Origin of the sequence: Streptomyces sp. SCSIO 30461, from assembly GCF_037023745.1 — a bacterium.
In the GTDB taxonomy this organism is placed as follows: Bacteria; Actinomycetota; Actinomycetes; order Streptomycetales; family Streptomycetaceae; genus Streptomyces.
Map to the genome: position 1 here is coordinate 1,371,099 of NZ_CP146101.1, position 26,300 is coordinate 1,397,398.

The 26,300-nt window shown below is 70.2% G+C and carries 21 protein-coding genes; 10 read left to right on the plus strand and 11 right to left on the minus strand.

The annotated features are described in order from the left end of the window. Positions 1-32 precede the first annotated feature (32 nt). The 5 genes from V1460_RS06330 to V1460_RS06350 all read left to right on the plus strand — a co-directional run bounded on the left by V1460_RS06330 (position 33) and on the right by V1460_RS06350 (position 8,437). Positions 33-296 carry a hypothetical protein gene (locus tag V1460_RS06330; protein WP_338672636.1) on the plus strand — a complete coding sequence of 88 codons (264 nt, stop codon included), beginning with the start codon at positions 33-35 and terminating at the stop codon, positions 294-296. A gap of 22 nt (positions 297-318) precedes the next feature. Next, positions 319-1,683 (plus strand): type VII secretion integral membrane protein EccD, encoded by a 1,365-nt coding sequence (gene eccD / locus V1460_RS06335; protein WP_338677926.1) that lies wholly within the window; start codon positions 319-321, stop codon positions 1,681-1,683. 429 nt (positions 1,684-2,112) lie between these two features. After that, positions 2,113-3,018, plus strand: coding sequence for a type VII secretion protein (locus V1460_RS06340; RefSeq protein ID WP_338672638.1), 906 nt, complete (start codon positions 2,113-2,115; stop codon positions 3,016-3,018). Next, a complete protein-coding gene (gene eccCa / locus V1460_RS06345; RefSeq protein ID WP_338672640.1) occupies positions 3,015-7,022 on the plus strand; it encodes a type VII secretion protein EccCa in 4,008 nt (1,335 codons plus the stop codon). Before V1460_RS06340 ends, eccCa begins: the two co-directional genes overlap by 4 nt. After that, complete coding sequence (locus V1460_RS06350) at positions 7,019-8,437, plus strand: DUF6177 family protein (protein ID WP_338672642.1); 1,419 nt, start codon at positions 7,019-7,021, stop codon at positions 8,435-8,437. The genes eccCa and V1460_RS06350 overlap by 4 nt, the downstream gene beginning before the upstream one ends. 135 nt (positions 8,438-8,572) lie before the next feature. Here the strand turns inward: V1460_RS06350 and V1460_RS06355 are convergent, their stop codons facing one another. The 10 genes from V1460_RS06355 to V1460_RS06400 all read right to left on the minus strand — a co-directional run bounded on the left by V1460_RS06355 (position 8,573) and on the right by V1460_RS06400 (position 21,322). Next, positions 8,573-9,448 (minus strand): helix-turn-helix domain-containing protein, encoded by an 876-nt coding sequence (locus V1460_RS06355; RefSeq protein WP_338672643.1) that lies wholly within the window; start codon positions 9,446-9,448, stop codon positions 8,573-8,575. A gap of 367 nt (positions 9,449-9,815) precedes the next feature. Next, entirely contained in the window at positions 9,816-10,685 is an 870-nt protein-coding gene (locus V1460_RS06360) for an extensin (protein ID WP_338672644.1), read from the minus strand. Next, a complete protein-coding gene (locus tag V1460_RS06365) occupies positions 10,682-11,620 on the minus strand; it encodes a bifunctional lytic transglycosylase/C40 family peptidase (RefSeq protein WP_338672645.1) in 939 nt (312 codons plus the stop codon). Before V1460_RS06365 ends, V1460_RS06360 begins: the two co-directional genes overlap by 4 nt. After that, complete coding sequence (locus tag V1460_RS06370; protein ID WP_338672646.1) at positions 11,617-12,606, minus strand: replication-relaxation family protein; 990 nt, start codon at positions 12,604-12,606, stop codon at positions 11,617-11,619. Before V1460_RS06370 ends, V1460_RS06365 begins: the two co-directional genes overlap by 4 nt. A gap of 42 nt (positions 12,607-12,648) precedes the next feature. Further along, positions 12,649-15,051, minus strand: a complete 2,403-nt coding sequence (locus V1460_RS06375) for a helicase HerA domain-containing protein (RefSeq protein WP_338672647.1) — start codon at positions 15,049-15,051, stop codon at positions 12,649-12,651. Further along, positions 15,048-16,913: a VirB4 family type IV secretion system protein gene (locus tag V1460_RS06380; RefSeq protein ID WP_407077411.1), complete on the minus strand. Its 1,866-nt coding sequence runs from the start codon at positions 16,911-16,913 to the stop codon at positions 15,048-15,050. Before V1460_RS06380 ends, V1460_RS06375 begins: the two co-directional genes overlap by 4 nt. Continuing rightward, positions 16,910-17,857, minus strand: coding sequence for a PrgI family protein (locus V1460_RS06385; RefSeq protein ID WP_338672648.1), 948 nt, complete (start codon positions 17,855-17,857; stop codon positions 16,910-16,912). The genes V1460_RS06380 and V1460_RS06385 overlap by 4 nt, the downstream gene beginning before the upstream one ends. 7 nt (positions 17,858-17,864) lie before the next feature. After that, entirely contained in the window at positions 17,865-19,442 is a 1,578-nt protein-coding gene (locus V1460_RS06390; RefSeq protein ID WP_338672650.1) for a hypothetical protein, read from the minus strand. 374 nt (positions 19,443-19,816) lie between these two features. After that, the gene (locus V1460_RS06395) at positions 19,817-20,191 is read right to left on the minus strand and encodes a pilin (RefSeq protein WP_338672652.1); all 375 of its coding nucleotides are present in this window, start codon (positions 20,189-20,191) and stop codon (positions 19,817-19,819) included. 345 nt (positions 20,192-20,536) lie between these two features. Further along, a complete protein-coding gene (locus V1460_RS06400) occupies positions 20,537-21,322 on the minus strand; it encodes a hypothetical protein (protein WP_338672654.1) in 786 nt (261 codons plus the stop codon). Positions 21,323-21,779: 457 nt separating this feature from the next. Between V1460_RS06400 and V1460_RS06405 the strand changes: the two genes are divergently transcribed. From V1460_RS06405 to V1460_RS06425, 5 genes are all read left to right on the plus strand, one after another. Continuing rightward, positions 21,780-22,430 carry a hypothetical protein gene (locus tag V1460_RS06405; RefSeq protein ID WP_338672655.1) on the plus strand — a complete coding sequence of 217 codons (651 nt, stop codon included), beginning with the start codon at positions 21,780-21,782 and terminating at the stop codon, positions 22,428-22,430. Between the two features lie 17 nt (positions 22,431-22,447). Next, on the plus strand, positions 22,448-23,425 hold the full coding sequence (locus tag V1460_RS06410; protein WP_338672656.1) for a DNA methyltransferase: 978 nt from the start codon (positions 22,448-22,450) through the stop codon (positions 23,423-23,425). Then, on the plus strand, positions 23,412-23,723 hold the full coding sequence (locus V1460_RS06415) for a hypothetical protein (protein ID WP_338672657.1): 312 nt from the start codon (positions 23,412-23,414) through the stop codon (positions 23,721-23,723). The genes V1460_RS06410 and V1460_RS06415 overlap by 14 nt, the downstream gene beginning before the upstream one ends. 227 nt (positions 23,724-23,950) lie before the next feature. Then, positions 23,951-24,100: a helix-turn-helix domain-containing protein gene (locus V1460_RS06420; protein WP_338672658.1), complete on the plus strand. Its 150-nt coding sequence runs from the start codon at positions 23,951-23,953 to the stop codon at positions 24,098-24,100. A 39-nt stretch (positions 24,101-24,139) separates the two neighbouring features. Beyond that, positions 24,140-25,375 (plus strand): site-specific integrase, encoded by a 1,236-nt coding sequence (locus V1460_RS06425; RefSeq protein WP_338672659.1) that lies wholly within the window; start codon positions 24,140-24,142, stop codon positions 25,373-25,375. 395 nt (positions 25,376-25,770) lie between these two features. Here the strand turns inward: V1460_RS06425 and V1460_RS06430 are convergent, their stop codons facing one another. Beyond that, a complete protein-coding gene (locus tag V1460_RS06430) occupies positions 25,771-26,295 on the minus strand; it encodes a hypothetical protein (protein WP_338672660.1) in 525 nt (174 codons plus the stop codon). Positions 26,296-26,300: the final 5 nt, after the last annotated feature.

The window sequence follows — 26,300 nt, forward strand, 5'->3', positions numbered from 1 at the left end:
TACGACCGAATGCAGCGGGGTGAAGACCAGCGGTGGGCGCGCAGGAGTATGACAGCCAGTTGTTGGAGTCGGTGTCGGTTCGGCGTCGGCGGATGCGGGACGCGTTTCTGTTCGGGGGTGAGCGGGCACGGCGGTCGGTGGATGAGCGGGTCGGCAAGGTGTTTGCCGGGATTGTGATTGCGGCCGTTTTGTGTGCGGGATGTGTGGGTTGGTCGTTCATTTCTGAGCGGTTGATCGGGAAGCCGTCCTATGGGCCGGGTGTGCAGCAGCCCGCTTCTTCGCGTTCGGCTCGGTGATAAGTTCGAACGCGTGGTGACTATGGGGGTTGTGAGTGTCGCGGGCCGGGCGGGGTTGAGCCGGGTCACGCTTGTCGGTGAGCGTCGGCGCATTGATCTGGTGCTGCCCTCGACGGAGCCGATCGGGCGGCTTTTGCCGGAAATTCTGCGGTTGTTGGATGACCGGGTGGGCGGGCGGCCGTCGGGTCGGCACCTGGTGACGGCGGAGGGTTCCGCGCTCGCGTATGACAGCACGCTTGCTTCGGCAGGCGTGGCCGATGGCGCGGTGTTGCGGCTGGTGCGGGCGGAGGATGCGCCGTCGGCTCCGGTGGTCCATGACGTCACTGATGAGGTGGCTGAGGACTTGAGTCTGCGGACCTGGCGTTGGCGGCCCGCGGCACGGCGGGTGACTGCCGGGGCCGTCGTGGTGTTGTGGGCGCTGGGCGCCGGCGTGCTGGCGCGCGGTGAGTTCGCGTTGTCGACCGTCGCGACGGTGCTGCTGGTAGGGGCCGCTGTGACCGCGGTCGGCGGTGTCCTGTGCGGGCGGGCCGGGCGGCGCGGGTTGGCCACCACTTTGGTCGTCGCCGGTGGGGCGCTGGCCGTGCTCGCGTCCTGGACGCTGGCTGATGCGCAGATGTGGTCGGGTGTTGCCCGGCTGACGGTGGTTGCCGCGGCTGTGGTGGTGGCGCTGTTGCTGTTGGGCTGGGTTTCGCCGCTGGGGCGGGGCGGGCTGATCGGTGCCGGTGCGGTGGCCGCCTTCGCGGTGTGCTGGGGCGGTGTGGCGGCTTTGCAGGGTGGGGCTTCGACTGCGGGTGAGCAGGCCAGGGTGGGGGCCGTGCTGGCCGCTGTTTCGGTGGTGGCTCTGGGGGTGCTGCCGCGCGTGGCGTTGATGGCTTCCGGACTGTCGGGGCTCGATGACCGTCGGTTGGGCGGGGTTTCGGTGAGCCGCCACGAGGTGGGCAGTGCCCTGACGGCCACTCATCGGGGGCTGGTTGTTGCCACGATCGTCGCTGCCGGGTCCTCGGCTGCCGCCGGGGTGTTCCTCTTGCGGACGCCCACCGCGTGGACCGTGCCATTGGCTGTGATCACCGCGGTGGTGCTCACTTTGCGGGCACGGGCATTCCCGCTGATCGCCGAGGTGGTGGTGCTCCTGCTGGCAGGGAGCGCGGCGGCTTTCGAGCTCGTCAGCGTGTGGCTGCGGCATGGCGCGGCAGCGATCGGTCCGCTCGCGGTGCTCACGGCCTTTGCGGTGGTGCCGTTGGTGGTGTTGGCGGTGGAGCCTGCCGAGCATGTCCGGGTACGGTTGCGCCGGTTGGGCGATCTGCTGGAGACGGTGGGCGTGATTGCTCTGTTCCCGCTGGTCATCGGGGTGTTCGGTGTGTACGGGCGTTTGCTCGACAGTTTCTGATCGGGTGAGCGTGCGGCCCTGCTGGGCTTGGAGGGGAATACGGCGATGGCTGGAGGCGACTGGCAGCAGGATGTGCTGCGGGAGTTGAAGCATGACGGGCAGCAGAGCGGCGAGCTTGTCGAGCCGACGCAGACCGTGCGACTGGTGCGCGGAGTTGCGGGGGCCCCCGCAGTGATGCCCGTTGCGCCGCAGCCTGCTACTCCCGTGCCTTCCGCGTCGACCCCTGATCCTCCTGCCGGCCAGCCTGTCCCTGTTCTGGCAGAGTTTGTCCAGCCGGGACCGAACGAGCCGGGCCAGAGCGTTGCCTCCACAACACCGGCACTCGATCCACGCACTTCGCCCGCCGCGCAGCCCCAGCCGCGTACGGCAACGCCTGCCCCCAGACCGGCTGCGCGCGACCCCCGGGTCCCGATGCCCACTCCGGAGTCGTTGCCCACGGTCGATCCCCGCCTGGCCGGTGCTCTGTCGCGCCCGGTGCAGGGTGAGTCGGCGGCCCGCCGCACGGGCCGTTCCTTGCGCAAGCTGGTCTCCTCCGCGTCCCAGGAGGTTGTCGAGCAGACGCAGTTGGCCCGCGATGTGCAGCAGCCGGTCACGACCGGCCGGGTTATCGCGGTGACGTCGATCCGCGGTGGTGTGGGCAAGACGACCATTTCGGCGTTGCTGGCCCGGACATACAACCATTATCGGCATGACCCGGTGCTCGCTCTGGAGGCGGACGCCGCGCTCGGGACTCTGCCGGTGCGTCTTGGCGCGGAGACGGTGCGTTGGTCGTGCACGGATCTTGCAGGGATCCTTGAGCCGTCGATGCTGCTCACGGACGTGACTGGCTATCTGGTGCCGGTGAGGGACGGGGGCTGGTTGTTGCCGGCCGGACAGGGGCGGATCGGTCCGCCGCTGGAGGTTGCGACGTATCTCAGCGTGAGCCTCGCCCTGCGCCGCTACTTCGGGGTGACGGTGGTGGACTGCGAGTCGCTGCCCGGAGAGGTGGCGCGCACCGCGATAGGCACCGCGCACTCCCGGGTGCTCGTGGTGCCGGCGACCGCGGAGGGCGTCGACGGAACCCGGCAGGTCCTCGACTGGCTGGCCCACCTGCCCGCGCCGACGCTCGCCCACACGGCGGTCGCCCTGTGTGAGAGCTCCCCGCACATCCGTCTCGATGTGAAGGCCGCTATGGGATATCTGCGCGAGACCGGGGTGTCCGTGGTGCACGTGCCCTATGACAGGCATCTGGGCGCGGGCGGCCCGATTGTCAACTCGATGCTTTCGCAGGCCACGTCGCAGGCGGCCGTCCAACTGGCTGCCGAGGCTTTGCGGTTCGCGGTGAGGACGCCATGACCCAGCAGCTCATGCACCGTCCGGCCCGCTCCACACGGCCGTCCCTTGCCGTGGTGGCGCGCACGATCGAGCCGCCGCCTAACCTGCCCGAGGGGAAGATCGGCACTCCGGCGACGGCGCTGCTGCCGATGGCCGGGGTGGTGGGTTCGGTCGTGATGATGACCGTGATCCGTAACAGTCAGTTCGCCGCGATCGGGGCGATCGTGCTGGTCTTTGCCCTGCTGGGTGCGGTGGCGCTGTTTGTTTCGCAGCGGGGTAAGGCGCAGCGGACCCGGCGTGCTCAGCGGGAGCGGTATCTGGAGTATCTCGAGGAGATGCGCGAGGAGCTGAGCGGCACCGAACGCGAACGGCGTGAGGAAGCCCGGTTGCTCAATCCCGCTCCGGCTGCTCTGTACGACATCGTGCGCGATGCGGCGCGGGTGTGGGAGCGGCGCCGTCTGGACGCGGACTTCCTCCAGGTGCGACTCGGCACGGGGCGGGTGCCGGTGCAGAGGTTGGAGATCGGGCAGAGTGGCGGGAGTGTTTTGACGCCGCCGGATCCGTTCATGCTGAACGAGGCTCGCGCGTTGCTCGCCCGCTACAGCGTGACCAGTGATTTCCCGTTGGCGGTGCCGTTGGACCGGGCGGGGAACGTCAGCATTATCGGCGAGGACCGGGAGGCCGTGCTGCGGGTCGCCCGCGCGCTGGTGGTCCAGACTGCCGCGCTGCACGCCCCTGGCGATGTCGCCCTGGCCCTCGGCGTCGCGGGCGACAGGATTCAGGACTGGCAGTGGGCGAAGTGGCTCCCGCACGTGCTGGATCCGGATCAGTTGGACGGGCCGTCCCCTGCGCGGCGGATCGCGCCGAGCATGGATCAGTTGGCCGACCTGCTCGGCGCGGATTTGAAGCGTCGTGCCTCCTACGCCGCCGAGGTGCGTCGCGGGCTGTCGGACCAGCGGGCCCTGAAACTGACCGACCGGCTCCTCGTCATCAGCGACGAGCACGGCCACACGGCGATGGAACTGCCGCGCCCGGATGCGGCCGTGGGGCTGGCCGACATGGGGGTCACCGTGCTGCACCTGCTTCAGCAGCAGGTGCACGAGCCGGATGAGGTCTCGGTACGCATCACCGTCGACGGTGACCGCGTACGAGTGGAGGACTTGCGTTCCCCGGCCGGTGTGGAGGCTTACGGCACCGTGGACGAGGTGAGCATCCCCGGCGCGGAAGGTCTGGCCCGCATGCTCGCCCCGCTCAGGTTGTCGGCCGAGTCGGTTGAGGACGGCACCCCTGTCTCCGGGCCGGTGGACTTCCCAGGTCTGCTGCATATCGACGATCCGGCTGCTCTGGACCTGGAGAGGCTGTGGGCGCAGCGGGCTGAGCGTGACTTCCTGCGTGTCCCGATCGGTGTGGATGACCATCACAAGCCCGTGCTGCTGGACTTGAAGGAGTCCTCCGAGCTGGGCATGGGCCCGCACGGGCTGTGCGTGGGGGCGACCGGCTCGGGCAAGAGCGAGTTGCTGCGCACCCTGGTCCTGGCCCTGACCGCCACGCACGCTCCGCACGATCTGGCGCTGGTGCTGGTCGACTACAAGGGCGGCGCCACCTTCGCGCCCTTCACCCGTCTCCCGCACGTCGCCGGAATGATCACCAACCTGGAGAACCAGGCCGGTCTGGTCGAGCGCGTGCACACCAGCCTGGCCGGGGAGGTCAAGCGCCGCCAGCAGGTCCTCAAGGACGCGGGCGACGTCGCGGACATCGGCCACTACGTCGCCTTGCGCGAGCAGAAGCCCGAGCTGGGCCTGGAACCTTTGCCGCATCTGTTCGTGGTGATTGACGAGTTCGGTGAACTGCTCACCGCCAAGCCGGACTTCATCGACCTGTTCCTGTCCATCGGCCGTATCGGGCGGTCGATCGGGGTGCATCTGCTGCTGTCCAGCCAGCGTATCGAGGCCGGCAAGCTCAAGGGCCTGGAGACCTACCTGTCCTACCGTCTCGGGCTGCGCACCTTCTCCGCGGACGAGTCGCGCACGGTTCTGGACACCACCGACGCGTTCAGCCTGCCGCCGCTGCCCGGCTTCGGCTATCTCAAGGTCGACACCTCCACATACGAACGCTTCAAGGCCGGCTATGTCTCCGGCGCCTACCGTGGCCCCGCCCTGCGCGAGAAGCCCAAGGACGAACCCTTGGCCTGGCCCTATCCGACCTTCAACACCCTCGGCGGCGCCCCCGAGACGACCGTCTCCGACGCACCGGTGATGCGGGAGCGGGAGACAGGCCCCAGCGTGATGTCCGTCATGGTCGACCAACTGTGCGCGGCTGCATGCCCGGTGCGGAGGATTTGGCTGCCGCCGCTCTCCACGGTGATCAGTCTCGACCAGGTGGCGGGCCCCCTCGATGTGTCTGCGCGCGGACTGCACCTGGCTCAGCGGCCCGGGCCGCTCAAGGTCCCACTTGGCATCCTGGATGATCCGGCCGTACAGCGGCAGAGTGTGTGGAGTCTGGATCTGACGGTCTCCGGCGGCCATGTAGCGCTCATCGGTGGGCCGCAGTCCGGCAAGACCACCAGCCTGCGTACCCTGGCCCTCTCGCTAGCCCTGACGCATACGCCGCGCGATGTCGCCCTGTACGGGCTCGACCTGGCCGGCGGCGGCCTCGCCACGCTCGCCAAACTGCCGCACGTGGGCGGCATCGCCGGCCGCGCCGACCACGAGCGCGCCGCCCGCACCGTCGCCGAGGTCCGCGCCATGCTGGGCGAGCGCGAGGAGCTCTTCCGCACCCACGGCATCGACTCACCTGAGCAACTGCGCCACCTGCGCTCACAGGGCAGGCTTGCGGAACTGGCCGCCACCGACGTCGTGCTGCTCATTGACGGTTTCGGTGCCCTGCGCGACGAATTCGCCGATCTCGAGGACGACATCAACGACCTCCTCAAGCGCGGCGGAGGCTATGGCGTCCACGTGGTCGCCGGCATGCTCCGCTGGAACGACGTCCGCATCGCCACCCAGGCGATGTTCGGCACCCGCGTCGAACTACGCCTGAACGACCCAGGCGACTCGGCCATCGACCGTAAACTCTCCGAAACTCTCCACCCGGACGAGCCCGGCCGCATCCTCACCGACAAGAAGCTCTTCGCCCACGTGGCCCTGCCCCGCATCGACGGCCGTACCACCACCGGCGACCTGGCCGCGGCCGTGGAAGAGGCGACGGCGTCCGTGCGCGCATCCTGGCACGGCGACCTCGCCGCCCCGGTACGTGTCCTGCCCACCCGACTGCCCGCCGACAAACTCCCCGGCCCGGCAGCCGAACCACGGCTCATCCCGATCGGCGTCGACCAGGACGCCATAGCCCCCGTCAACCTCGACCTGTTCGGCGCCGACCAGCACCTGCTGATCCTCGGCGACAGCGAATGCGGCAAGACCAACCTGCTCAAGCTGATCGTCGACCAGCTCACCGCCCGATACACCGACGAGGAACTGGTCTTCGGCGTCTTCGACCCACGCCGAGGCTTGCGCGGCCTGGTCCCAGAGCCCTACCGCGGCGGCTACGCCTACAACACCAACCTCGCAAACGCCCTGGCCACCGGCATCGCCACCGAACTGGGCAAGCGCATGCCGGACGAGAGCGTCAACCACGACACCCTCACCGACCTCTCGATCGCCTTCACCGGGCCGCGCATCGTCATCCTCATCGACGACTACGACATCCTCACCACCACCGGCCAACAACCCCTTGGGCCCTTCCTGCCCTACATCTCCTCCGCCCCGGACATCGGCCTGCACTTCGTCATCGCCCGCCGCGTCGCCGGCCTGTCACGTGCCCTGCACGAACCCATGCTCACCACGCTGCGGGAATCCGGTACCACCGCCCTGGTCATGACCGGCGAGCGCACCGAGGGACAGCTCTTCCCCGGCCTGTACGCCTCCCCACAGCCGCCCGGCCGCGGCACCCTGGTCCGCCGCGGACGACGCCACCAGCTCATCCAGACCGCCCTCGCCCCACAGACGCAGGAAGTGCCGGGACCATGACCAAGGCCATCGTCGCCCTCACCGAGAAGATGCCCGACCCCATGACGATGCTCATGGGCCTGTACGCGGGCGGCCCCGACCTCGAAGCCGAGGCCCTCCACGACGGTGCGCTCGTCCATCTGAGCACCCCCGCCGGGCGCCCCCTGCTCTCGGTGGACGCGCCCATACTGGTCCACGTCCACGGCGAAACGGCCCGTCTGCTGGGCGGCGACACCGCCCTGCCGGACGCGCCGGTGTGGTGGACCGAAGTCCGCGCCTCCGCCGCCGTGCCCGAGGCGGCACGCCTGGCCGCCTCCATCGCCGGCCGCCTCAACGCCCTTCGCGGGGGTACTACCTGGCCGCCCGGCACGGCAACCGTGGACGCCGTCGAGCTAACCGAGGAAGCCGCCACCGCCGCCGTCGCGGCCTCCGATGAAGCGCAGTTGTCCGTCGACGTCCTCACCGAGCAGGCAGCGGTCCTCATCGACGACCGCCCCATCATCGCCATGACCACCCACCTGACCGACGTACTGCGCCGAGCAGCCGAGACAGAACTCGCCCTGCAGATCGTCACCCAGCCTGGCACCCGCCTCACCCTGCCCACCCGCACAGCACTCGGCGGACACCCCAACCGCTGGATCATCCGCGACGAGCGGTGCGGCTACTACGACGGCCTGTCCGGTGCCGTCCTGCACTGGCAGAACGGCTCCTTCACCCCCCTGCGCACACCGGACGGCGAAGCCCAGCTCGCCGACGCCTTCAAGACCGGCGATACGACAACCCACGGCGAGCAACAGCTCTTGCTCTCCCTGCGCACCCGCCACCCGGCCGACGCCGACCTCACCCTCGGCGGCGCAATCGAAACCTGCTGGCAGACCCTCACCGGACAGCCCCCGGCCGGCTGGGGCGCCGCCGAACCCATCAACCTCCCCTGGTCACCACGCCAACTGACCGAACTCGCACGCGACCGCGCCCCCAGACCCACCTGGCTCACCACGGTCGGCCACCCCGCCCGGCCCGCCCTCGCCACCCTCACCATCCGCAGCACCACGGCCGGAATCCAAGAGGAAGCCACCCTCGCCTTCGGCTACAGCCCCGACGAGAGCGTGCCCCTGGACGCCATCGAACCTCTCGCCGCCACCCTTGCCGCCGAAGGCGGCCTGGTCAGCCTGATGACCACCCTCCGCCCCGGCCGACGCGACCTCACCACGCCACCCCACCTGCAAGCCCCACCCATCCCGGTGTCCCTCACCGTCGGCGCGGACGACATCCACGACATCGGCCTCGAATACGCCACCCGACCGCCGCTGACCACCAAACCCACCCAACTCGGCCTCCACCCCCGACCGGCCGTGCACTACTCACTGAGCGACGGAACCGACCCCAACACCTGGCAGAACTTCGAGACACTGCTGCGACACCTCAAAGCAAGATGACCGACCGGGCCACCAGGCCCGTCCCCAGCACAGCGCAAGCACGCGAGGCGGCCCCTGCGGTGCGGAAGACTCGAACAGCAGCCGGGCTGGTTCTCAAGTGTCGTGGGAACCAGCCCGGCTGCGCTGTCTCGATGGCTATGCGTCGGTCTGCGGCGCCGTCAGGCGGTAGGTGCGAGGCCGGTCGCTCACCTGCTCGGCGATGCCCTGCTTGACCAACTTCTCCAGAGCGTTGGCAATGGCGCCAGAGGACTTCTCGATCACACGGCTGACGCGCGTGGCAGTGAACTCCTCGCCGGGGTGCGCTGTGAGGTGGGCGATGACCATCTGCCTCAGTGCGCCGGGGGCGAGCCGCTTCTTGCCACCCGGCACTGCACTCGCCTCCTCCGATGTCGCCGTCAACCGCGCCGGGCCGGTCGGCGAGACGGGGGAGCCATCGGCAGCTGCGGCGTCGTTGTCCTGCGCGTGATGTGTGTCGTCGCCCCCGCTCCCGTCTTCGCCGCGCTCGGATTCCCGTGATGCTTCGGTCTGCGGGACGGCTGCATCCGCGTTGCCGTCGTCTGGCGCTGCGGGGGTAGCTGATGCGGTGTCGGCGCCAGCAGCTCGCTCAGGGTCTGCGCTGCCGCCGTCCGGTTCGGGGCTGTGCAGGTCCGGAACATCTGTGATGTCGCTATCCGGCTGGCCGCTTACGGCTTCCGGATGGCCTGGAGCCTCGAAGCCGGTCTCAGGTGTGGGCGCGGCGCGCCAGTGGTCGGGGGTGCGGCGGGGGCCATCGTGGCCGCCGGGGATGCGGACGGCCAAGCCGTGTTCTTCCAGGGTGACCAGGGCCTTGCCAGTGGTGGAGCGGCCCAGGCCGCTGGTGAGCGCGAGCCCGGCGGCCGTGGCCGTGTCGCCGTCAGCGAGGTTGACCAGTTCGGCGTAGACGGCGGCGGGTGCGCCCGTCAGCCCGCCCAGCGGCTCGGGGCCGGGGACGGCGCGCAGTGCACGTGTTTCGGCGGTCATGGCTTCGGACATGAGGGAACCTCGATCTCCGTCGGATTCGGGTGGGAGAGGGTCCCCGGCCGGGGGCGGCCCGCACGGGTGCGGGCCGTAGGCGTACGCCGGGCGCGTGCGCATCACGTGTTTCCCGGGCGGACATGACCGTGGCGCGGTGGGGTTCACGGATTCCCGTGGCCCATCCGGTATCTCGGCCACGACCATGGACGCTCCACTCCGCCGCGAAGTCAAGCCCGCCGCTCGCGCGCGGATCGAAGCAGATCAGAGCGGTCGTACGACTCGTCGCGCGTGTGCGATGGGCCGATCGGTGAGCGGCGTACGAAGGTCCCTCCGGCTGCGGGTCCGATCACGTCGCGGGATGGGCATGGATTGGGTGGTGGGCGGTTCAATCGGCGGCGGGTGGAGCGTCGTTGTCCCGGGCAAGGAGGCGTTCGCGGATCCGGCGGGCACGTCGCGGACCGATGCGCAGATCGGTGCGGAGCCGCCAGACGCTGACCGGGTTTCCGGTAGCAGCGCGTGCCACTGTGTTCAGGGCTACCGCGCGTGGCCATACGTCGGGGTCTGTGGCCGTCTCGCCGATCGGGGGAGCGGGCGCCAGTGCGTGGTGACAGGGGGTGTCGTCGCTGACCGTCTCGAGGGGTCGGCTTGAGCCAAGGCCGGTGGCGTGGACGTTGTTCCAGACGGGTGTGTGGTCGGTTTTGTCTGGGGGGAGCCCGCTCGACGGATCGGGACGGTCGGTGCCGACCTGGGGCGATCGGGGTTCGCTGAGCGTGGGCAGGGGGTGTTGTCCGAGGGCCTGGGTGGTGGCGATTCGTTCCATGAGTTCGGTGACGGTCCGTCGGTAGGCGGCGATCGTTTCCGTCAGGGCGATCAGGAGCAGGGCGGGGGTGAGGTGCAGCAGGACGGCTGCCGGATCGGCCCTTCGGGGCCAGCCGATCTGTCCGTCGGGCCACAGGCTTGTCCAGGAGTTCATGAGCGCTGCGGTGCATCCGGCGCCCCATCGCAGAGCGGTCGACCAGGCCGGTGGGCGGATCCCCCAGGAGGCCAGGCGTGCGTCCACGTACAGGACGCCGGCGAGCGCGGTGCCGATCATGGGGTCGAGGAGGACGGCGATGGGCAGGGGGACGTCCCGGCTGGTGGCGAAGCGGGTGACGTTGACCGTGGTGAAGACCAGGGCGAGGACGGCGACCGCGCACAGCACCCGGGTCATGGTGCGCAGCAGGGCGATTGCCTCTTGGCCTGGGATCTGCTTCATCGGGCGCCCCCTGCTCGCATGGAAGGTCGTGTCGCGCCTTGAAAGGAAGGGGAGTCGGCGCGGGCGGGACTTTCGCGTACGACAGTTCCTGGACGCGGGGCGTCGATGGCCTGGCCGCCTCCGGTGTAGATCGAGACATGGGTGATGCTGCGGGGCCCGGTACCGAAGAACAGCAGGTCACCGGGAGCCAGTTGCGTGCCCCTGGAGACGTGGGGGCCAGCGTCGTACTGGGCCTGGGCGACGCGGGGAATCCGGATGCCTGCCGCACGGTAGGCGGCCTGGGTCAGGCCGGAGCAGTCGAAGCCGCCGTCAGCGGGACCGTTGCCACCCCACACGTAGGCGGTGCCGAGTTGGGCGCGGGCGAAGGAAACGGCCTCGGCCGCGGCGCCGGCCGGGGCATGAGTGGCCGCCGCGTACCCGTCGGAGATCCGGAGCACCTGGTTCACGTAGGCGTCATCGTGGTTGTAGTGCCAGATCGCGCGCCGCAGGTTCCTGCCGTTCTTCGCACCGTTGGCGCACAGCAGCCGGGCGGCGGCGTAGACGGCGTCGACCGGGTCCCACGGAGTGGGTGGCTTCTTGCCGCCAGGCGGTACGGGATAGGCGTACGCCTTGAAGGTGGATGGGAGGAACTGCATCGGCCCCACCGCTCCCGCCGAGGACACCATGGTGGGGTGGCGTGCGTGGTTGGTCTCGACCTTGCCGATCGCGGCGAGGACTGTCCAGGACAGGCCAGGGCACTGAGGGGCGGCGCGCTGATAGAGGGCGAGCATGCGCGCGGGGATGTCCGTGCGTGCATACCTACTCGGCGGGGCCGCCGTGCCGCCGGCCGAGGACAGTCCGCCCAGCAGCGCGGCGACGATGAAGACGGCCAGCAGGGGCAGGGCGAGGATCGTGCAGCCGATGCCTCCGACGGCCTTGGCGAACAGGGAGCTCACGCTTCCGCCTCAGATACGGGTGGGAGCGGGGGCACCGGGAGGGTGAGGGCGGTGTCGGCGTCGCTCGGTTCCAGTTCGGATGCCGGACCGAGCCGGGACCAGCGCGTGGCGAGTCCTGTAAGGGTGGTGCGGCGGGTGTCCCCGGGCTCAAGGGGGCCCCACCAGGGACCCCATGGGCTGGAGGCGGTGAAGTCCGCGGACGCGGTCGCGAGGAAGAGGCCCAGCGTCCGCGCGGGGGGAGCGAGACGGCGGCGGAGGGCCTGGTCGCGCGAGGCGGTGCGGGTGTGGATCAGCAGGGCCGGCCGGTGGCCGGCTTGTGTGGCGAAGGCGGCGTACCCGGTGAGTTTCGCCTCGACATGCCCGAGGGGCTGGCTGCCGGTGTCGTATTCGAGGAAGAACGGCAGCAGTTTCTCGCCTTCGTACCAGTGTGCGTAGGCGTCGGGGCGGATGATGTCGCCCCAGCGGCGGGCGCAGGACCGCTCGGACAGCCAGAACGACAGCCCGGCTTCCGGGGTGGTGCGGCCGTGGGCGGTGAGGCGGATGAGGAGTTCGTTCACGCCGAGGTCGTGGCCCAGCGACGGCGAGTAGGCGATGCGGCCGGTGTGGCTGGGGCGCCAGCCGAGATCGCCGAGGTCGCATCCGGAGTGGGAGGCGAGGACGGCGACACCGGAGGCTCCGAGGGTGTAGTGCTCGGGGGCGGATCCGGTCTGGACCAGAGGACGGAATGAGTCGAGGACGCCGCGCTGGTGCAAGGTGCGCAGGCGCCGCTGGGCCGAGCGGATGGAGGTGTACGCGAGGCTGGCGATCTGGTGGGTGGTGAGGACCCGGTGCTCGTGGAGCATTCGCAGCAGCCACAGGTCGCGGGCTGTGAGGACGCGGGAGAGCGCGGCGACATCGGTGTGCCGGGCGGGGCGCCGACGAGTGGTGGAGGCGCGGGCGGTATAGCGGGAGCCGGGGCCGATGGCGGGGCGGGGAAGTGCGGGCATGACAGGTCACCACCAGGAGTGCCGGGGAAGGGAGGGCGTGCTTCAGCGGGTGGGCGTGCGGGGACTTGCACGGCCGCTGGCTGCCGCGCGCAGGTCCTTGGCCCGGCCAGGCACCGGAGGCGGCAGCGGGCTGGTGGTGAGGGTGAAGGCGGCGGACTCCGCGCCGCCGGTCAGCAGGTGGGCTGCGGCCTGGTAGGGGCCGAGGTGGGCGACATCGTGCGCGGCCAGGGTCGGGAGGGTGTGGCGCTCCAGCGCGCCCGCGTCTTCGGGGGAGGCGCTGAAGAAGACTTTGTTGCGGGCGTTGGCGGAGATGCCTTCGCGTAGGTCGCGCGGGAGCTGCGCGAGGTGCTGGTGGGCCAACAGCATGGACAGGCGGTAGCCGCGAGCCTCGGCGAGCATGTCCTCCAGCGGGTAGGGCAGGGTCAGGAAGTTGTGGGCTTCGTCGATGCTCAGGGTGGCGTCGATCCGGGTGTGCTCGGGCGTACGGGCGCGGGCGGCGGCGGCCTGCCAGGTGCTGGCGACGATGAACGAGCCGAGCAGCCGGGCGGTTTCCTCGCCGAGTGCCCCCTTGGGCAGGCGGGCGAGCAGGATGCCGCCGTCGAGCACGCTGCTGAGGTTGAAGGTGGAGGGTCCGGCGGCGATGGCACGGCGGGCGAAGTCGCGTAGGAGGAAGGCCCGCAGCTTGTTCATCACGGGACCGACGACGGCCGCGCGGGAGGGTTCGGACATCGACTCGTACCAGGCCCAGAAGCCGCGCAGCACGGGGTCCTGGAGCGCGGGGATGATCCGCAGCCGGAAGGCGGACTCGCCGAGCAGGCGGGGGACGTCGGCGAGGGTGACCAACTGACGGGTGCGTTCTCGGTGTTTGAGCAGGGTCAGGCAGGCGGCGCGCATCACGTCGTCGGTCCGTGGTCCCCAGAACGCGGTGAAGATCCGGCGGAAGATGCCGGTGATGTTGTCGACGACGACATCGATGTCCGGGCCGTCCAGGACGTTCAGGCAGGGCGGGATGTGCGGATCGTCCGGGTCGATCAGCACGAGACGGTCGGCGCACGTGTCCGGGAGCCGATCCAGCAGGTCCGTGACCAGGTCGCCCTTGGGGTCGATGACGATGACGCCGCGGTGATGCCGTACGTCGTCCAGGGCGAGGTTCGCGATAAGGGTGGACTTTCCGGAGCCGGTCGCACCCATGACATGCAGATGATGGCGGGCATCGGCGACGGCGAGGCCGACGCCGCGGCGAGCGCCGGTGTCCGAGTGGCCCAGCGGTTTGACCCCCATGCCGGGAGCCGGTTCGGGGATGGATGGGGGAGGCAGGACCGAACGGGCTCCGGCTCGCTGGACGCCGGGAGCGTCCGCATCGAGGGGCAGGTGGGCGAGGGCGGCGAGTTCGGGAACCGACAGCAGCGCCGGGCGCGCGAACGGGAAGCCCCGGGAGCTCAGCCGCGGCTGGGGGTGACGCAGGCGGGTGCGCGCCAGGTAGTTGCGGTCGGCGTACAGGCCGAAGGCGGACGCGAGTGCATGAGCCCGGCCGCGTGCCACATCTTCGGCACGCTCCGCTGTGGCGGAGCAGGTGGCGGCGTAGGTGAGGACGCACTGCCACTGAGCGCCTGAGAGTTTCGCGGCTGACTGCCTTACGGCAGCGGCGTGTTCGGGATCCAGTTTGCCGGTGGAGGTGGGTTGGGCGCGGTGGAGGAGGAACGCGGCCAGGGCGGCCGGACGGGCGGGGGAGTGTCCGGCCTTCAGCCTGCGGGCCTGGCGGCGGGCCCGGCGCAGCGCGGTCCCGGTGGCGGGCCGGGCGAGGATCTGCACACAGGCGGACTCCTCTTCGCCCATCCCCGTGGCCGCTTGGAGCAGCGCTCGGAGCGGGTCAGCGGCGTGGTCGGTGCGCAGTGGCAGGACGTCGGGACGAGCCGAACGCAGCCGTCCGGCGGTCACCGCGTGGCCGGACGGGAGGAGGGCCGCAGGCTCGGTGACGCGGGTGTGGGCACCGGGCCAAGCGGCTTCCACTGCACGGCGTACCAGGCCCAGCGGTACGGCGCCGGGCAACCACAGACGGATGGACAGCCCCGTGTGCGACCAGGCGTACTCGAAGGCGAGATGCGGCTGGCCGGTCGTGATCCGGCGCCACCAGGGGCGAAGGAGACCGGCGAGCTGCGCCCACAGGACCTCACCGCCCCGGGGCGCGACCGTCGGCGGCGCGAGGATCTCCACACAGCGGGCGCCTTGTGCGAGGCGCTGCTGGTGCCGCTGGCGCAGGCGGCGCCGGGCGGAGTGTCCACAGACTGTGCACACGAGGACGGCCGGGATCAGGATGGGCGCGGACGCAGCGCACCAGTCGACCACGGCGCGGAGGACGGCGGGCCCCAGCGTCTCGGGGTGGGTGAGGAAGTCCACGAGCGGCCCGCCAGGCTCACCCAGGGCGTGGACCAGGTATGCCTTCACAGGTCCCACTCCTCGTCATCGGCGCCGAGGGGGTCCTCCCCGGCTGGGCCGTCGGCGCCGGAAGCCGCCTCCGCATGCTGGTGGGCCGCGAGTTCACCAGGGTCGGTGGTGATCACTTCGTGTTCGCCGGGCGACGCGACGCTGATGAGGGCGACCTTGTGGCGCCGGTCGCCGGTCAGCAGCAGGGCCTCGCCGCGGGTCGCGGAAAGCAGGAACTCCCGCTCGCCATGGCAGAGGTGGAAGTTGTCGCTGATCACGTCGATGGCCTGCGGGGCCTGGCGGAGCAGGAGCTGGGTGGCGGCGTTGGAGACGATGGCCCTCCCGAGCGGGGAGGCGAGCACGTCGTCTGCGTCCTGGGTGATCACTGCGAGGCCGGTCCAGTACTTGCGGGCGGCTTTGGCCATGCGGAAGAGGAAGCTGGCTCCCGCCCCATCGCGCATCAGCAGCCATGCTTCATCGACCACGACAAGGTGTCGTCCGGGTGGTGTGCGATGGGTGACCTGTCGCCAGATCGTGTCCAGCGCGAGCAGCATGGCCGGCGCCTTCACCTCTTCCGGGAGCTGACGCAGGGCGAACACTACGAGGTGCCCGGTGGTGGAGGTGGTGCTGTGACCGTTGAAGAGCCGCGCGTGTGAGCCGGTCGTGAAGGGAGCGAGCCGGGCTGCGAGATGGTTCGCCGTCTCGCTGCCGTCCTCGGCCAGGACAGTGGCCAGGTCGGCGAGGGTCGGCGGGGTGCGCTGCCAGGTGCGGGAGTCCGTGGTGATCCCGGTACGTTCGTACGCGGCGAGGAACGCCCGGTCCAGCACTGCCTTCTCGGCCGCGGTCAGGTCGGCGCCCAGCAGGACGGCAAGGAAGGTGTGCAGGAACAGAACGCGCCGCGTCAGGACATCCTCTGTGCTGTCCCCTGCCGCCGGAAGGTCGAAGGGGTTGAGGCGTACGCCGTCGGCGCCGAGCGCGATGACGTGGCCGCCGACGGTTTCGGCGAGCCGGACGTACTCGTCCTCCGGGTCGATGACCGAGGCGGTGACGCCGGTGAACAGCAGTCGAAGCAGCTCCAGTTTGGCCAGGTACGACTTGCCGGAGCCGGAGCGGGCCAGCGTGATGGAGTTGTAGTTGTCCTGCGCGAAGCGGTCCCACAGCACCGGCGCGCCGGAGGCCGTGTTCAGCCCGTACAGCACCCCGGATGCCGTGCCGTCCTCGCCGGTGGTGATCGGCAGGTCGGGGCTGGTGAAGGGGAAGCAGGCGGCGAGTGCGGCGGTGTCGAAGGTGCGGCGGATCTTGAGCGTGTCGATGCCGAGGGGGAGGGTGGCCAGCCAGCCCGGCAGGGCCCGGTACGTGGTCGGGGCGAGTGTCATGAGCAGGGACTCGGCGATCGCTTGTACGGCGGCGGCCTGCTCGGCGAGGGTGTCCTCGTCGGGCGCGTGGACGGTCAGGTAGAGGGAGACCTGGAAGAGTCTGCCCTCGCCTCGGGCGATGCGGTAGGCGAGTTCGGTGGCGTCCGCGGCGGCGGCTTCGATCTCCGGGTCGTCCAGGTGGCCTTTGTCGAAGCCGGTGCGGCGGCCGGATTCCAGGCGGGCGCGCTGCTTCTTCAGGCCGGCGGCTGCGACCGGGTTGGGTACGGGTTCGATGTGCAGTGCGATATCGAGGTGGCCGGGGAAGTTCAGCAGCGGCGCGAGCCAGCCGGGAGTGACCTCGGCGGGGTAGCCGGTGACGACGAGCGTGGTGGCCAGGTGCGCGCCGATGGCGAGGGCGCGGGCGTGTACCTCGATGGCCTCGGGGCCTACGGAGTCGAGCAGTTCGGCGGCGTCGAGGCTCGGGGTCGTGGACATCGGGCGGTGGCGGACGGAGCGGAGTCGGGTCATGTCAGGTCACTTTCCGGAGCGGCGGGCGAGAGCGGGGTGTCGGGGTTGCAGGCCGCGCCGACCAGAGCGGCACTCTGCTCGGCGTCCAGGGCCGTGACGGTGATCTCGGCGCTGCCCAGGGCACGTGCGGCCTCGTCGAGACGTTGGAGCGCCCGGCCTGCACCGGTGTCCCGGCGGATGCCGTGTGATGCGTTCTGCTCGCGGGCCACCAGTACGATCTGCCGGCCGAGAAGGTTGCCGTCGATGGCGAGGCCGGCGAGAAACTCGGCGTGTGCACGGGCTGCCTGCTCCAGCGCCGGGTGCGGTAGCGCAGCGGCGTCCCGCTGAAGGGTGTCGGCGAGCGGGGCCAGGTCGATGCGGTGGCAGCGCACCAGCAACTGGATGGGCCCGGTCAGGGAGTTGAGCCAGCGCGCGAATGCCGCAGTCAAACAATGCTGCTCGGCTGCCGAGCGCAGCTCGAAGTTGACCGTGGAGCATGTCGCCAAGGCGGCTTTGCCTTCGGTTCCCAGGTCGAGCACTCCGTCGGCGGTGATGCCGCCGTAAGGCATGTTCATCGCTGTCGGGGGAGCCCCGGCGGCCCTTGCCCAGCGGCAGGGAACGGCACGGGGCAGTGATGGGACGCCTTCCGGAGCATGCACACGGCGTTTGGGTGTGCGGGAGTGAGCGAGTGCGGCGAGCAGGAAGCGGTCCATGCCGATGCCCTCCCGCCGACCGAGAGCGAGTGCGGCTGCCGCTGCGGCGATCGGGATCACCAGGGCCGTGTATGCGAGCGGTGCGATGAAGGGGCGGGTGGCCCACCAGCCGCCGTACAGCACGAGCCCCGCGATGGCGAGGATGGCTGTCTGACGGGCGGTGAAGGGGCCCAGGAGCCGGTCAGGGCGTGAGATATCGGCGGGGATGCGTGTGGCGTACGGCGTGTCCGCCGTCTCATCGGGCTGGTGCATACGGCATCTACCTCCGGGGTGGTTCGAGGGGCAGCCGCAGCTGCATGGGGCGCGGTGGGCGGACACGGACTCGGCGGGCGGGAATCGGCAGCGTCAACTGGCGTGCACGCGGCAGCGCGGTTGGGGATTCCGGCAGCGGTGCTGCGGGCAGGCCGCGGGAGGCCTGGGGTGGGGAGGGGACGCGGGTGGCGCGGATCGGTAGCCACATCTGGGTGGGCCGCGGCGTTTGAGCGGGGCGGCGTTCAGCGGAGACGGGCAGGGTCAACTGCTGCCTGCGGCGGGCATGGGCGGGATGGATCACAGCGCGAGGACCTCCCGGGAGACGGGCGAGTGGAGCTGAGCCGGGGCCGCCCGGGAGGGGAACGCGGCCCGGCCTGGGGGCGGCACCAGAAGCACCGGCCGTAGCGGACTGCGGATGCGTGCCGCCGACTCCCGAGCTGCCTCGGCCTGATCCGGGCCGGCCCGCTGCCGGGCTGACGGCACGGCCCAGGGCGGTACGACCGAGGGCGAGCAGGCCCCCACCGCTCCGGGGCCCGGCGGAGGGCGGTCGGCCGCCGCCAGACCCGCCTCTGCCCTGTCCCGGACGGCCTCCACCACCGGGCCCGCCGCGGCCTGGCCCGGTGCCCCCGCCGCCCGGCCCTCCGCGTCGGCGGACCCCAGCACCTCCGCCGCTTGGTCCTCCGCGCGGGCGGAGCCGCTGCATACCCGGCAGGTAGTGCCCCAAGAGTCGGTACATCGCCAGGTGCTTGAGCATCCGCACCCCGGTGGGGGCGTGCGGGTTGTGGATCGGGGTACCGCGCAGGGTGACCTGCAAGGTCCAGCCGGGAATCTTGAACAGCACCCAGAACAGGGCCACACCGGCGAGCATCGTGCCCAGTTGGTCGGACCGCGGAATGCCCAGAGTGGTGGCGCCCGGGGCGAAGAACAGTTTCAGAGCGAGAACGAACGTCACCGACTGGCCGACCTGGATGACCAGACACCCGGCCAGAGCCCGCCACCACAGCCTGGCGACGGGGTCGGTGAGCGGATGTGCGTGACACGCCAGCATCAGGGGCGCGGCAACGGCGAGCAGCGCCATCACCGCGACACGCACGAGGAAGCCGATCAGTACCGCGAGGGTCAACGCGATCATCACGATCGCGAGGATCAGCAGGTACAGCTTCAGACCCGCCACACCGAACAGCGCGAAAGGCAAGACGCGTTCGACCATGCCCTGCCCGGCGTCCGACATGTCGGTAGCCAAGATCGTGTGAGCGAGGGCGTTGGACAGGCTGATCGCCTTGCCCATCACGGTCAGCGAAGTGGCCGCGGCGACCATCCCCAGCAGCAGACGCGGGGCGATCTGTTTCAGGGCGTAGCGGGTCTGGAGGGTCTCGTAACCCATGACCGTGATGCCGCCCGCAGTCACGAACAGCACATAGATCCCGGCGGTGATCCCCAGCGTCGCAGTCCACAACTTCTTGATGTCGGGGTGTTCGGTGACATCAGGAGTGGCCAGCAACGTGTCGGCGAGGAACTCCCGGACCGGCTTCATGATCTGCTCGATCAGCATGCCGAGGAACGAGGTGATCGCGTTCACGATCATGCCGGGGATGTCGAGGAAACCGACGCCGCCCGTCTCGGCGTCGCAGTCCCGAGGGTCGCCGTCCGCCTCGCACGCCTGGGGCGTCGGCCCCGGTGTCGGCTCGGGGGACGGATGCCGCTCCTGTTCGGGTACGGGGCGGCCTGGAGCCGGTATCGGTCCGGGGCCGGGGTCCGGTCGCGGACCGGGCTGCGGACGCGGTGCGGAAGGGGCGGGCTCGGGTGCCGGTCGCGGTCCGGGCTCCGGCGCTGGAACCGCCGGGGCCAAAACAGCCGTGCCTACCGGGTAGGCGGAGGCGGACGGGGCAGAGAGCGGAACCAGCGTCAGAGCCGTCGGGAGCACGAGGAGCAGCATGCGGACCAGGCGCATGGCGCGAGTCACTGTTCACCCCCGGCGCCGACGATGCCCTGCAACACGGTCACGATCACCGGGGCGAGGATCGCCAGGCCGTAGCCGATGCCCGCCGCCTTCAAGGCCCGCTTGGCGGCTTCGACTTCGCCGGGGTCACCTCCGGCCATCAGGTAGCGCAGTCCACCGAAGGTGAGGGACAAGGTGGCGAGTCCCGCGAGCATGCCGACGATCCAGTTCCGCAGATTCGTGATGACGGTCGGGATGTCCGCAACCGCCCACCCGTACGACGGGTCCGCCAGCAGCACCGCCGCGGTACAGACCGCGACGCACCCAAGCCGCAAGAGCCAGCGGCCGAGCGACCGGACCACAGGCCGCGACAGCGAAAGGATTCTCGCGAGCATGACAGCACACCTCCATCCGGCACACCGCCGGACAGGACGGAAGAGAGAAGAGAGCAGATGACGGGGTCGCCCGAAGGCGTCGGGACAGCAGGCGCGGGATGAGCAGAACCCTGGGCCCAGGCGCCGACCTCCCTATGGAGAACGGCGGAACGGGCTTCTCTGGCGTCAGCACGAGACGGCCGTGCTCACCCCGCACCATGCGGCAGCCGGTCCGGGTCATCGACCGCTGCCCCGGACCAGTTCGGGCGGCCCGGTTCGAAGCCGGACTGGACCGCCGTCACGGTGAATAGAGACCCCGGCGACGGGAATTGACACCCCGCCACCGAACATCCCCCGATCAGGTGCCTACTGCTCCTTCATCTGACGCCGCAGGTGTGCGGCCAGGTGCTGCTCGGCGGCGCTGCGGTGACGGTAGAGCTGACGCACGCTCACTCCCCGCTCCTCGGCCAAGCGGTGCATGGGCTCGCCATCGAGACGGGTACGGGCGATCAGCCTGGCCTCGGTCACGTTCACCACATTGGCTTGCACGGCGCGCGCGAGCACCGTCAGCTCGTCCACCGGCTCGCCACGATCCCCATGCGACACCGCGGGCAGGTGCTCCAGCCCCGCCTCGTGAACGGTTTCGCGGGCGGCCGTGCGGCGTGACGCGTACACCAGTCGGTGCACGGCCCGATCGGCCGCGCTGAACAGCTCCCTGTCCAGACGCTCCGCCCTCGGGTCCACCGTGCGCAGGGCCGTGGCGACGGCGGCCAGGGCCTCCTGCTCGACCTCGGCACGCTCCAGGTGCGTGGGGCGCCCCAGCCGGGCGAGCATCCGCCGGAGCACCGGAACAGTCATGGCCACGGCGACCACACCCCACGGCTCGCCCAGCTCACGGGCCCGCCGCACCACCTCACCCCACGTCTGCTCCCGCAGCTCGGAGCGAGTCGCTGGATGGGCCAGCTGGGTGCGCACCCGATCCACCGGCCAGGCCGCACGATCAGGTTCGTCACAGACCAGGTACGCGGGAAAGGTGAGCGGCTCCACGCCGCGGGCGAGAACGAGGAACGCCCGATCCAGTTCCCCGAGCGGAGAACGAAGGGTGCTCTGCGGACGGGCGGCGGGGCGGTGGTCGAGGTGGCGGTGGTGCATGGCGCATCTCCCGTGACGGCGTGGACAACTTCTGCCGCCACACCTCCCAGGCCCCCGTGTCACCATCGGCCCATCCGCACGCCACTGCCGCGTCACCGCCGGTCGAGTAGCCCGGCATGTGCGATGGCCCAGCCCTGGACCACCCCTGATGGCCTGGCACGACCCCTTCGGCCGGGCACAGCGAATCGAACACAAAATTCCTCGAATACGGACCGAGTCCGTGATGCGCGCTGTCCGTACCGGCTCGGTGGTGGCTCGCAGATGGCACGCGACCGGCTCGCGGCCATGACGACCTGCGTAAACGCGACACACAGCAAGGGAAGGCCAATCGCGCGCGGGTGACCGGCCAGGAGATCGAACACGCACCGGGCGATGGCAAAGATCAAGGACCGAGTCCCTATCACTCACGTCAGCACGATCACGGTCGGACCCCTACTCCCGGGCGCCGCTCAGCCTCATGCCAAACTCCACGACCTCTCGCTCTCGCACCGCCCACCCTCTCCCGACGACCATCTGGTGCCCCGACTCGGACGAGCCCAACGCCGCTCCCATCCCCGGCGCGGTGCTGCCCGCCTGGGCCATCGACAAGATCCGCACGGAGTTCGTCGGGCGCCCCGACCATCGGCCCGTCCCGCTCCTCAAGATCGCTATCCGGGACACGGCACCGGGCATGGACGCTCGCATCCCGGCAACCCCCTTCAGCACCCCGGACGACGGAGACGACGCACCGGCCAAGCCGTCCGTCCTCCTGGCCGAACTCCACCCCGACGCCCTCCCCGCCCCCAGCGACGACCTGCCCACCGGCGGCAGGCCCGGCATGCCGGAGGACGGCTGGCCCGGCTTCTTCCACCGCGCCCACCGGCTCCTCCCCGACCACGGGCTGCTGCTCATGGCCACCCGCCAGCGCCGGGAGTCCGGACGCCTCACCCACCCCCTCGGCACGCTGATCGCAGGAGCCCGCACCGCCGGCTTCCGCTACCTGCAGCACATCGTGATCGTCTACGGCCGCCCGGTCGGCGACCGCCTGGCACCCGCCCTCCCCGCAGACGGCTCCCGCGGTGTGGCGCACTGCGACCTCATCGCCCTGTCCGCGATCCGCCACACGTAGGTCAAGGAGACATCGCTGTGCCCTCCCCTCTCTCGGTGTGGAACACCGCCCCCACCTGCGCGCACGTACAGCGCAAGGACCGCTACGCGCCCGGCTCGACCGCCCACCCCGCCAAGATGCTCCCGCAGATCGCCAGCCACGCCGTCTCCACCTACACCCGTCCCGGCGACCTGGTCCTCGACCCGATGTGCGGCATCGGCACCACCCTCGTCGAAGCCATCCATCTCGGCCGCCACGCCCTCGGCATCGAGTACGAACCCAGGTGGGCCCGCCTCGCCCGCCTCAACACCTCCTCCGCCACCCACGAAGGCAGCACCGGTACCGGCGCCGTCCACTGCGGTGACGCCCGCCGACTCACCCAACTCGTCCCCGCCACGCTCCACGGCACGGTGGACCTCGTCGTCACCTCACCGCCGTACGGCAACTCCGTGCACGGCCAAGTGCGCTCCACACGCGACACCGGCGAACGCGGCGTGGCCAAGAAGAACTACCGCTACGGCCACGACCCCTCCAACCTCGCCCACGTCTCCACCGACCGGCTCCTGGAAGCCTTCACCGAGATCCTCACCCAGTGCCGACTCGTCCTGCGCCCCAGCGGCACCGTGGTCGTCACCACCCGCCCCTGGCGCGAACGCGGGGAACTCATCGACCTGCCCTCCGCCGCCCTCGCCGCCGGTCAAGCCGCCGGCCTCACCCCCACCGAACGCTGCGTCGCTCTCCTCGCAGGCATCCGCGACAGCCGCCTGATCGCCCGCCCGTCGTTCTTCCAGATGCAGAACGTCCGCGAGGCCCGCCGCCAGGGCATCCCCCTCGCCGTGATCCAGCACGAGGACATCCTCGTCTTCACCCGGCCCGGACACCATCGGTCGGGGACCGCAACGACGCGACGCTGCCCGAACGCGGACACCTGCACTGTCAGAACCACCCGCGCACAGGAATCCACGGCTACGGCCGGCTCCCGCACCTGCGCCCGGAGCCGATGTGACAGCCGCTGACCTCCCGATCGGCAGCCTCTTCTCCGAGGTCGGCGGCCTGGACTCCGAAGTCCAGGCCGCCCTCGGGGGCCACGTGTCCTGGCACGCGGAGACCGACCCGCACGCGGCCCGCGTCCTGACCCGCTACTGGCCCCGGACCCTCAACCTCGGCGACGTCTGCGCCATCGACTGGTCCCAAGCCCCCGGTGTGTGTCCTGACCGCTGGATTCCTTTGCCAGGACCTCTCGACCGCAGGCCCCCGCACCGGACTCGCCACCGGCCCCCGCGGTACGGCACTTGGCTCGGGGACGGACGATGACACCTTCCCCCACACCCACCGGCCCGATCACAACCCCCGGCGACCCGCTTGACGTAGTGCCCGAGGCGGAGCGTCCATGGTCCACGCCCGGTCCGGCAACCGACACCCAGCCGAGCCCCACCCCGCCCACCACCGTCGCCCGGAAAGGAAAAGGAAGAGGCGGGCGCCCACGCTCCACCCCGGACCGTGGACGTTCCACCCCGGACAGAAGTGATCGGCTGCTGACCGTGGAAGAGGCCGCGGCGTGGCTCAGGGTCAGTAAGGCCACCGTCAGGAACAAGTACCGCCTGTGGGGCATCAAACCCCAGAAGGTCGGACGCCTCCTGCGGTTCCGCGAGCGCGACATCACCCGCTATCTCGACGAGCACTACGGCTGACGCGAGTCCACGTCGGCCCGCGAGGAGGACCAGAGACCGGTGGCCACCGTCTACCAGCGCTGCAAGAGCGACAAACGCAACAGCAACTACCCCTGTACGAAGGACCGCTGCGGTCATCCATGGACCGTCCGCTACCGCGAACCCGGCACCGCACGGACCGAACGCCAGCCGAGCTTCGAGAAGAAGACGCAGGCCGAGGCTTTCGCCGCACGCCTGGACCGCGACAAGTACGAGGGCTTCTACCTCGACCCCAAACGCGGCGACATCCCCCTGCACGAGTACGCCACCGACTGGCTGGCCCGCCAGGTCATCGCCGACGGCACCTACCGCAACTACGAGAGCTTTCTCCGCATCCACCTCGTCCCCGCCCTGGGAGAAAAGACGGTCATCGGCGTCCAGGCCAAGGACGTCGAGACCTTCGTGGCCACCGTCAGCCGGAAACTCGCACCCAGCACGGTCCGCGACCGTATGAAGATGGTGACCAGCATCTTCAAGGCGGCGATCAAGGAGAAGCGACGCCCCGACGACCCCACCGACGGAATCAAGCTGCCTCGCGCCGGAGCCCACAGGGTCGACGAGGACGAGATCCCCACCCTTCATGAGGTGGACCTCATCGCCAAACAGGTCTCCCCCCAGTACCGGCTCACGATCTACCTCCAGGCCGGTGCCGGCCTGCGCATCAGCGAGACCCTCGCCTTCTCCGCCGAATGCCACCGGGACGGCTTCGTCCGGGTCCGCCGACAGGTCAGCTCCAAGGCCCACCGCGATGACTGTGCCACCCGGTTCATCCCGCTCAAGCACCGCACCGAGGGCGAGTACCGCGATATCCCCACCCCCGCCTTCCTCGCCGACGAGATCAACGTCCATCTGCGCGAGTGGGGCACCGTGACCGCAGGTGACGTCGAGACCTTCTTTGCCCCTCGTGAGCGAGGTAAAGGCACCATGCCCACCGCGACCACATACGCCTACCACTTCCGCAAAGCCCTCAAGGAAGCGGGCATCGTCAAGCCCGACGGCAGCCCGAAGTACACGCCCCACGGTCTGCGGCACTTCTTCGCCTCCACAGCCCTGGCCCACGGCATCCCGATCCACGAGGTATCCCGCTGGCTAGGGCACCGCTCGATCAAGACCACCGTCGACGTGTACGGCCACCTCATCCCCGCTTCATGGGACCGCTGCCGAATGATCATGCAGAACGCCCTGCGGCCGGACGCCCCTCCGGTCACGAGCCCCGGCGCTGTGCGGGCCCCCGGCAACCCCGCGGATCCAGTGTGAGGCGGGGTCTCGGGCCCACCGTTTCCCGCGGCTGGATCCTGGCTGGATGCGCTCCGATTTCCCGGCGTTTCCGCAGGTCAAAACCCTGCGCCCGGCGTTCCGCTTCAACGTCTAATACGTTCGGCGAAAAGCCGTCTGACCTGCGGCGGAGCGGGTTGGGCGGCCTTTGCTGTCCGCACCGAGTCCGCAGCGTGCTGACTTCGGTCAGCGCGCGGGGGAGTGGCTACGCCGCTTCGTCGACCTGTGCCTTGGCGTTGGCGGGCTGGTCCGTGTACGCCTTGTCGACGGCGGCCCGGGTCCGCTCCTCGGAGTCGGGCCACAGGTGTAATGGTGACGTCGGGTATTGGAACTGTCCGAATGCTTCTGTGGTAGCGCAGGGTCTGGGCCAGGGCAGGTCAGCGATGCTCGGGCGGCAGCCCTGTGTCAGCGAAGTCGGCGACGGCCTGCTGAAGCTGTTTGAGGAAGTCGATCAGGTTGGCGGCGATCAATTCGAAGTCGTCGAACCAAGACGCGCTGGTGGACCGATGGACCGCCCCACTCGGGTCGACGGCAAGGAGGTTGCCTCCGCCATCGCTTCCGAACACGATGCCAGCAACGTGATCTGCAACGTGCACGGAGCCGTACTCGGCGAGATCGTTGAGCACGTGGTCGGGTGAGTGGATGAAGTGCCCGTTGTCGATGTCGGGCAGGGCTGCCTCGGAGATCGTGTCGTAGAAGGAGATCAAGGTGGGTGCGGCTGCGGGGTGCTCCTTGAGCTGTGCGGCTGCTGATCGGCTGTCGGCATTTGCCAGGATGATCTCGTTGTCACCAGGCGGGTAGCCGTAGGTGTCCTCGAAAGCGCCGAGCACACGCTGAAGGGACTTGGTGATCTGGTGCTGCCAGACAACGAGCCAGTCCGCGTCGAGCGAGGAAGCCTGCATGTGGA

Excerpts from the sequence above, each read along its gene's own strand:
- V1460_RS06390 (WP_338672650.1), bottom strand. The coding sequence starts at position 19,442 with ATGATCGTGAACGCGATCACCTCGTTCCTCGGCATGCTGATCGAGCAG.
- eccCa (WP_338672640.1), top strand. The coding sequence starts at position 3,015 with ATGACCCAGCAGCTCATGCACCGTCCGGCCCGCTCCACACGGCCGTCC.
- V1460_RS06405 (WP_338672655.1), top strand. The coding sequence starts at position 21,780 with ATGCCAAACTCCACGACCTCTCGCTCTCGCACCGCCCACCCTCTCCCG.
- V1460_RS06350 (WP_338672642.1), top strand. The coding sequence starts at position 7,019 with ATGACCAAGGCCATCGTCGCCCTCACCGAGAAGATGCCCGACCCCATG.
- V1460_RS06355 (WP_338672643.1), bottom strand. The coding sequence starts at position 9,448 with ATGTCCGAAGCCATGACCGCCGAAACACGTGCACTGCGCGCCGTCCCC.
- V1460_RS06380 (WP_407077411.1), bottom strand. The coding sequence starts at position 16,913 with ATGACCCGACTCCGCTCCGTCCGCCACCGCCCGATGTCCACGACCCCG.
- V1460_RS06430 (WP_338672660.1), bottom strand. The coding sequence starts at position 26,295 with ATGCAGGCTTCCTCGCTCGACGCGGACTGGCTCGTTGTCTGGCAGCAC.
- V1460_RS06360 (WP_338672644.1), bottom strand. The coding sequence starts at position 10,685 with ATGAAGCAGATCCCAGGCCAAGAGGCAATCGCCCTGCTGCGCACCATG.
- V1460_RS06400 (WP_338672654.1), bottom strand. The coding sequence starts at position 21,322 with ATGCACCACCGCCACCTCGACCACCGCCCCGCCGCCCGTCCGCAGAGC.
- V1460_RS06370 (WP_338672646.1), bottom strand. The coding sequence starts at position 12,606 with ATGCCCGCACTTCCCCGCCCCGCCATCGGCCCCGGCTCCCGCTATACC.
- V1460_RS06395 (WP_338672652.1), bottom strand. The coding sequence starts at position 20,191 with ATGCTCGCGAGAATCCTTTCGCTGTCGCGGCCTGTGGTCCGGTCGCTC.
- V1460_RS06385 (WP_338672648.1), bottom strand. The coding sequence starts at position 17,857 with ATGCACCAGCCCGATGAGACGGCGGACACGCCGTACGCCACACGCATC.
- eccD (WP_338677926.1), top strand. The coding sequence starts at position 319 with ATGGGGGTTGTGAGTGTCGCGGGCCGGGCGGGGTTGAGCCGGGTCACG.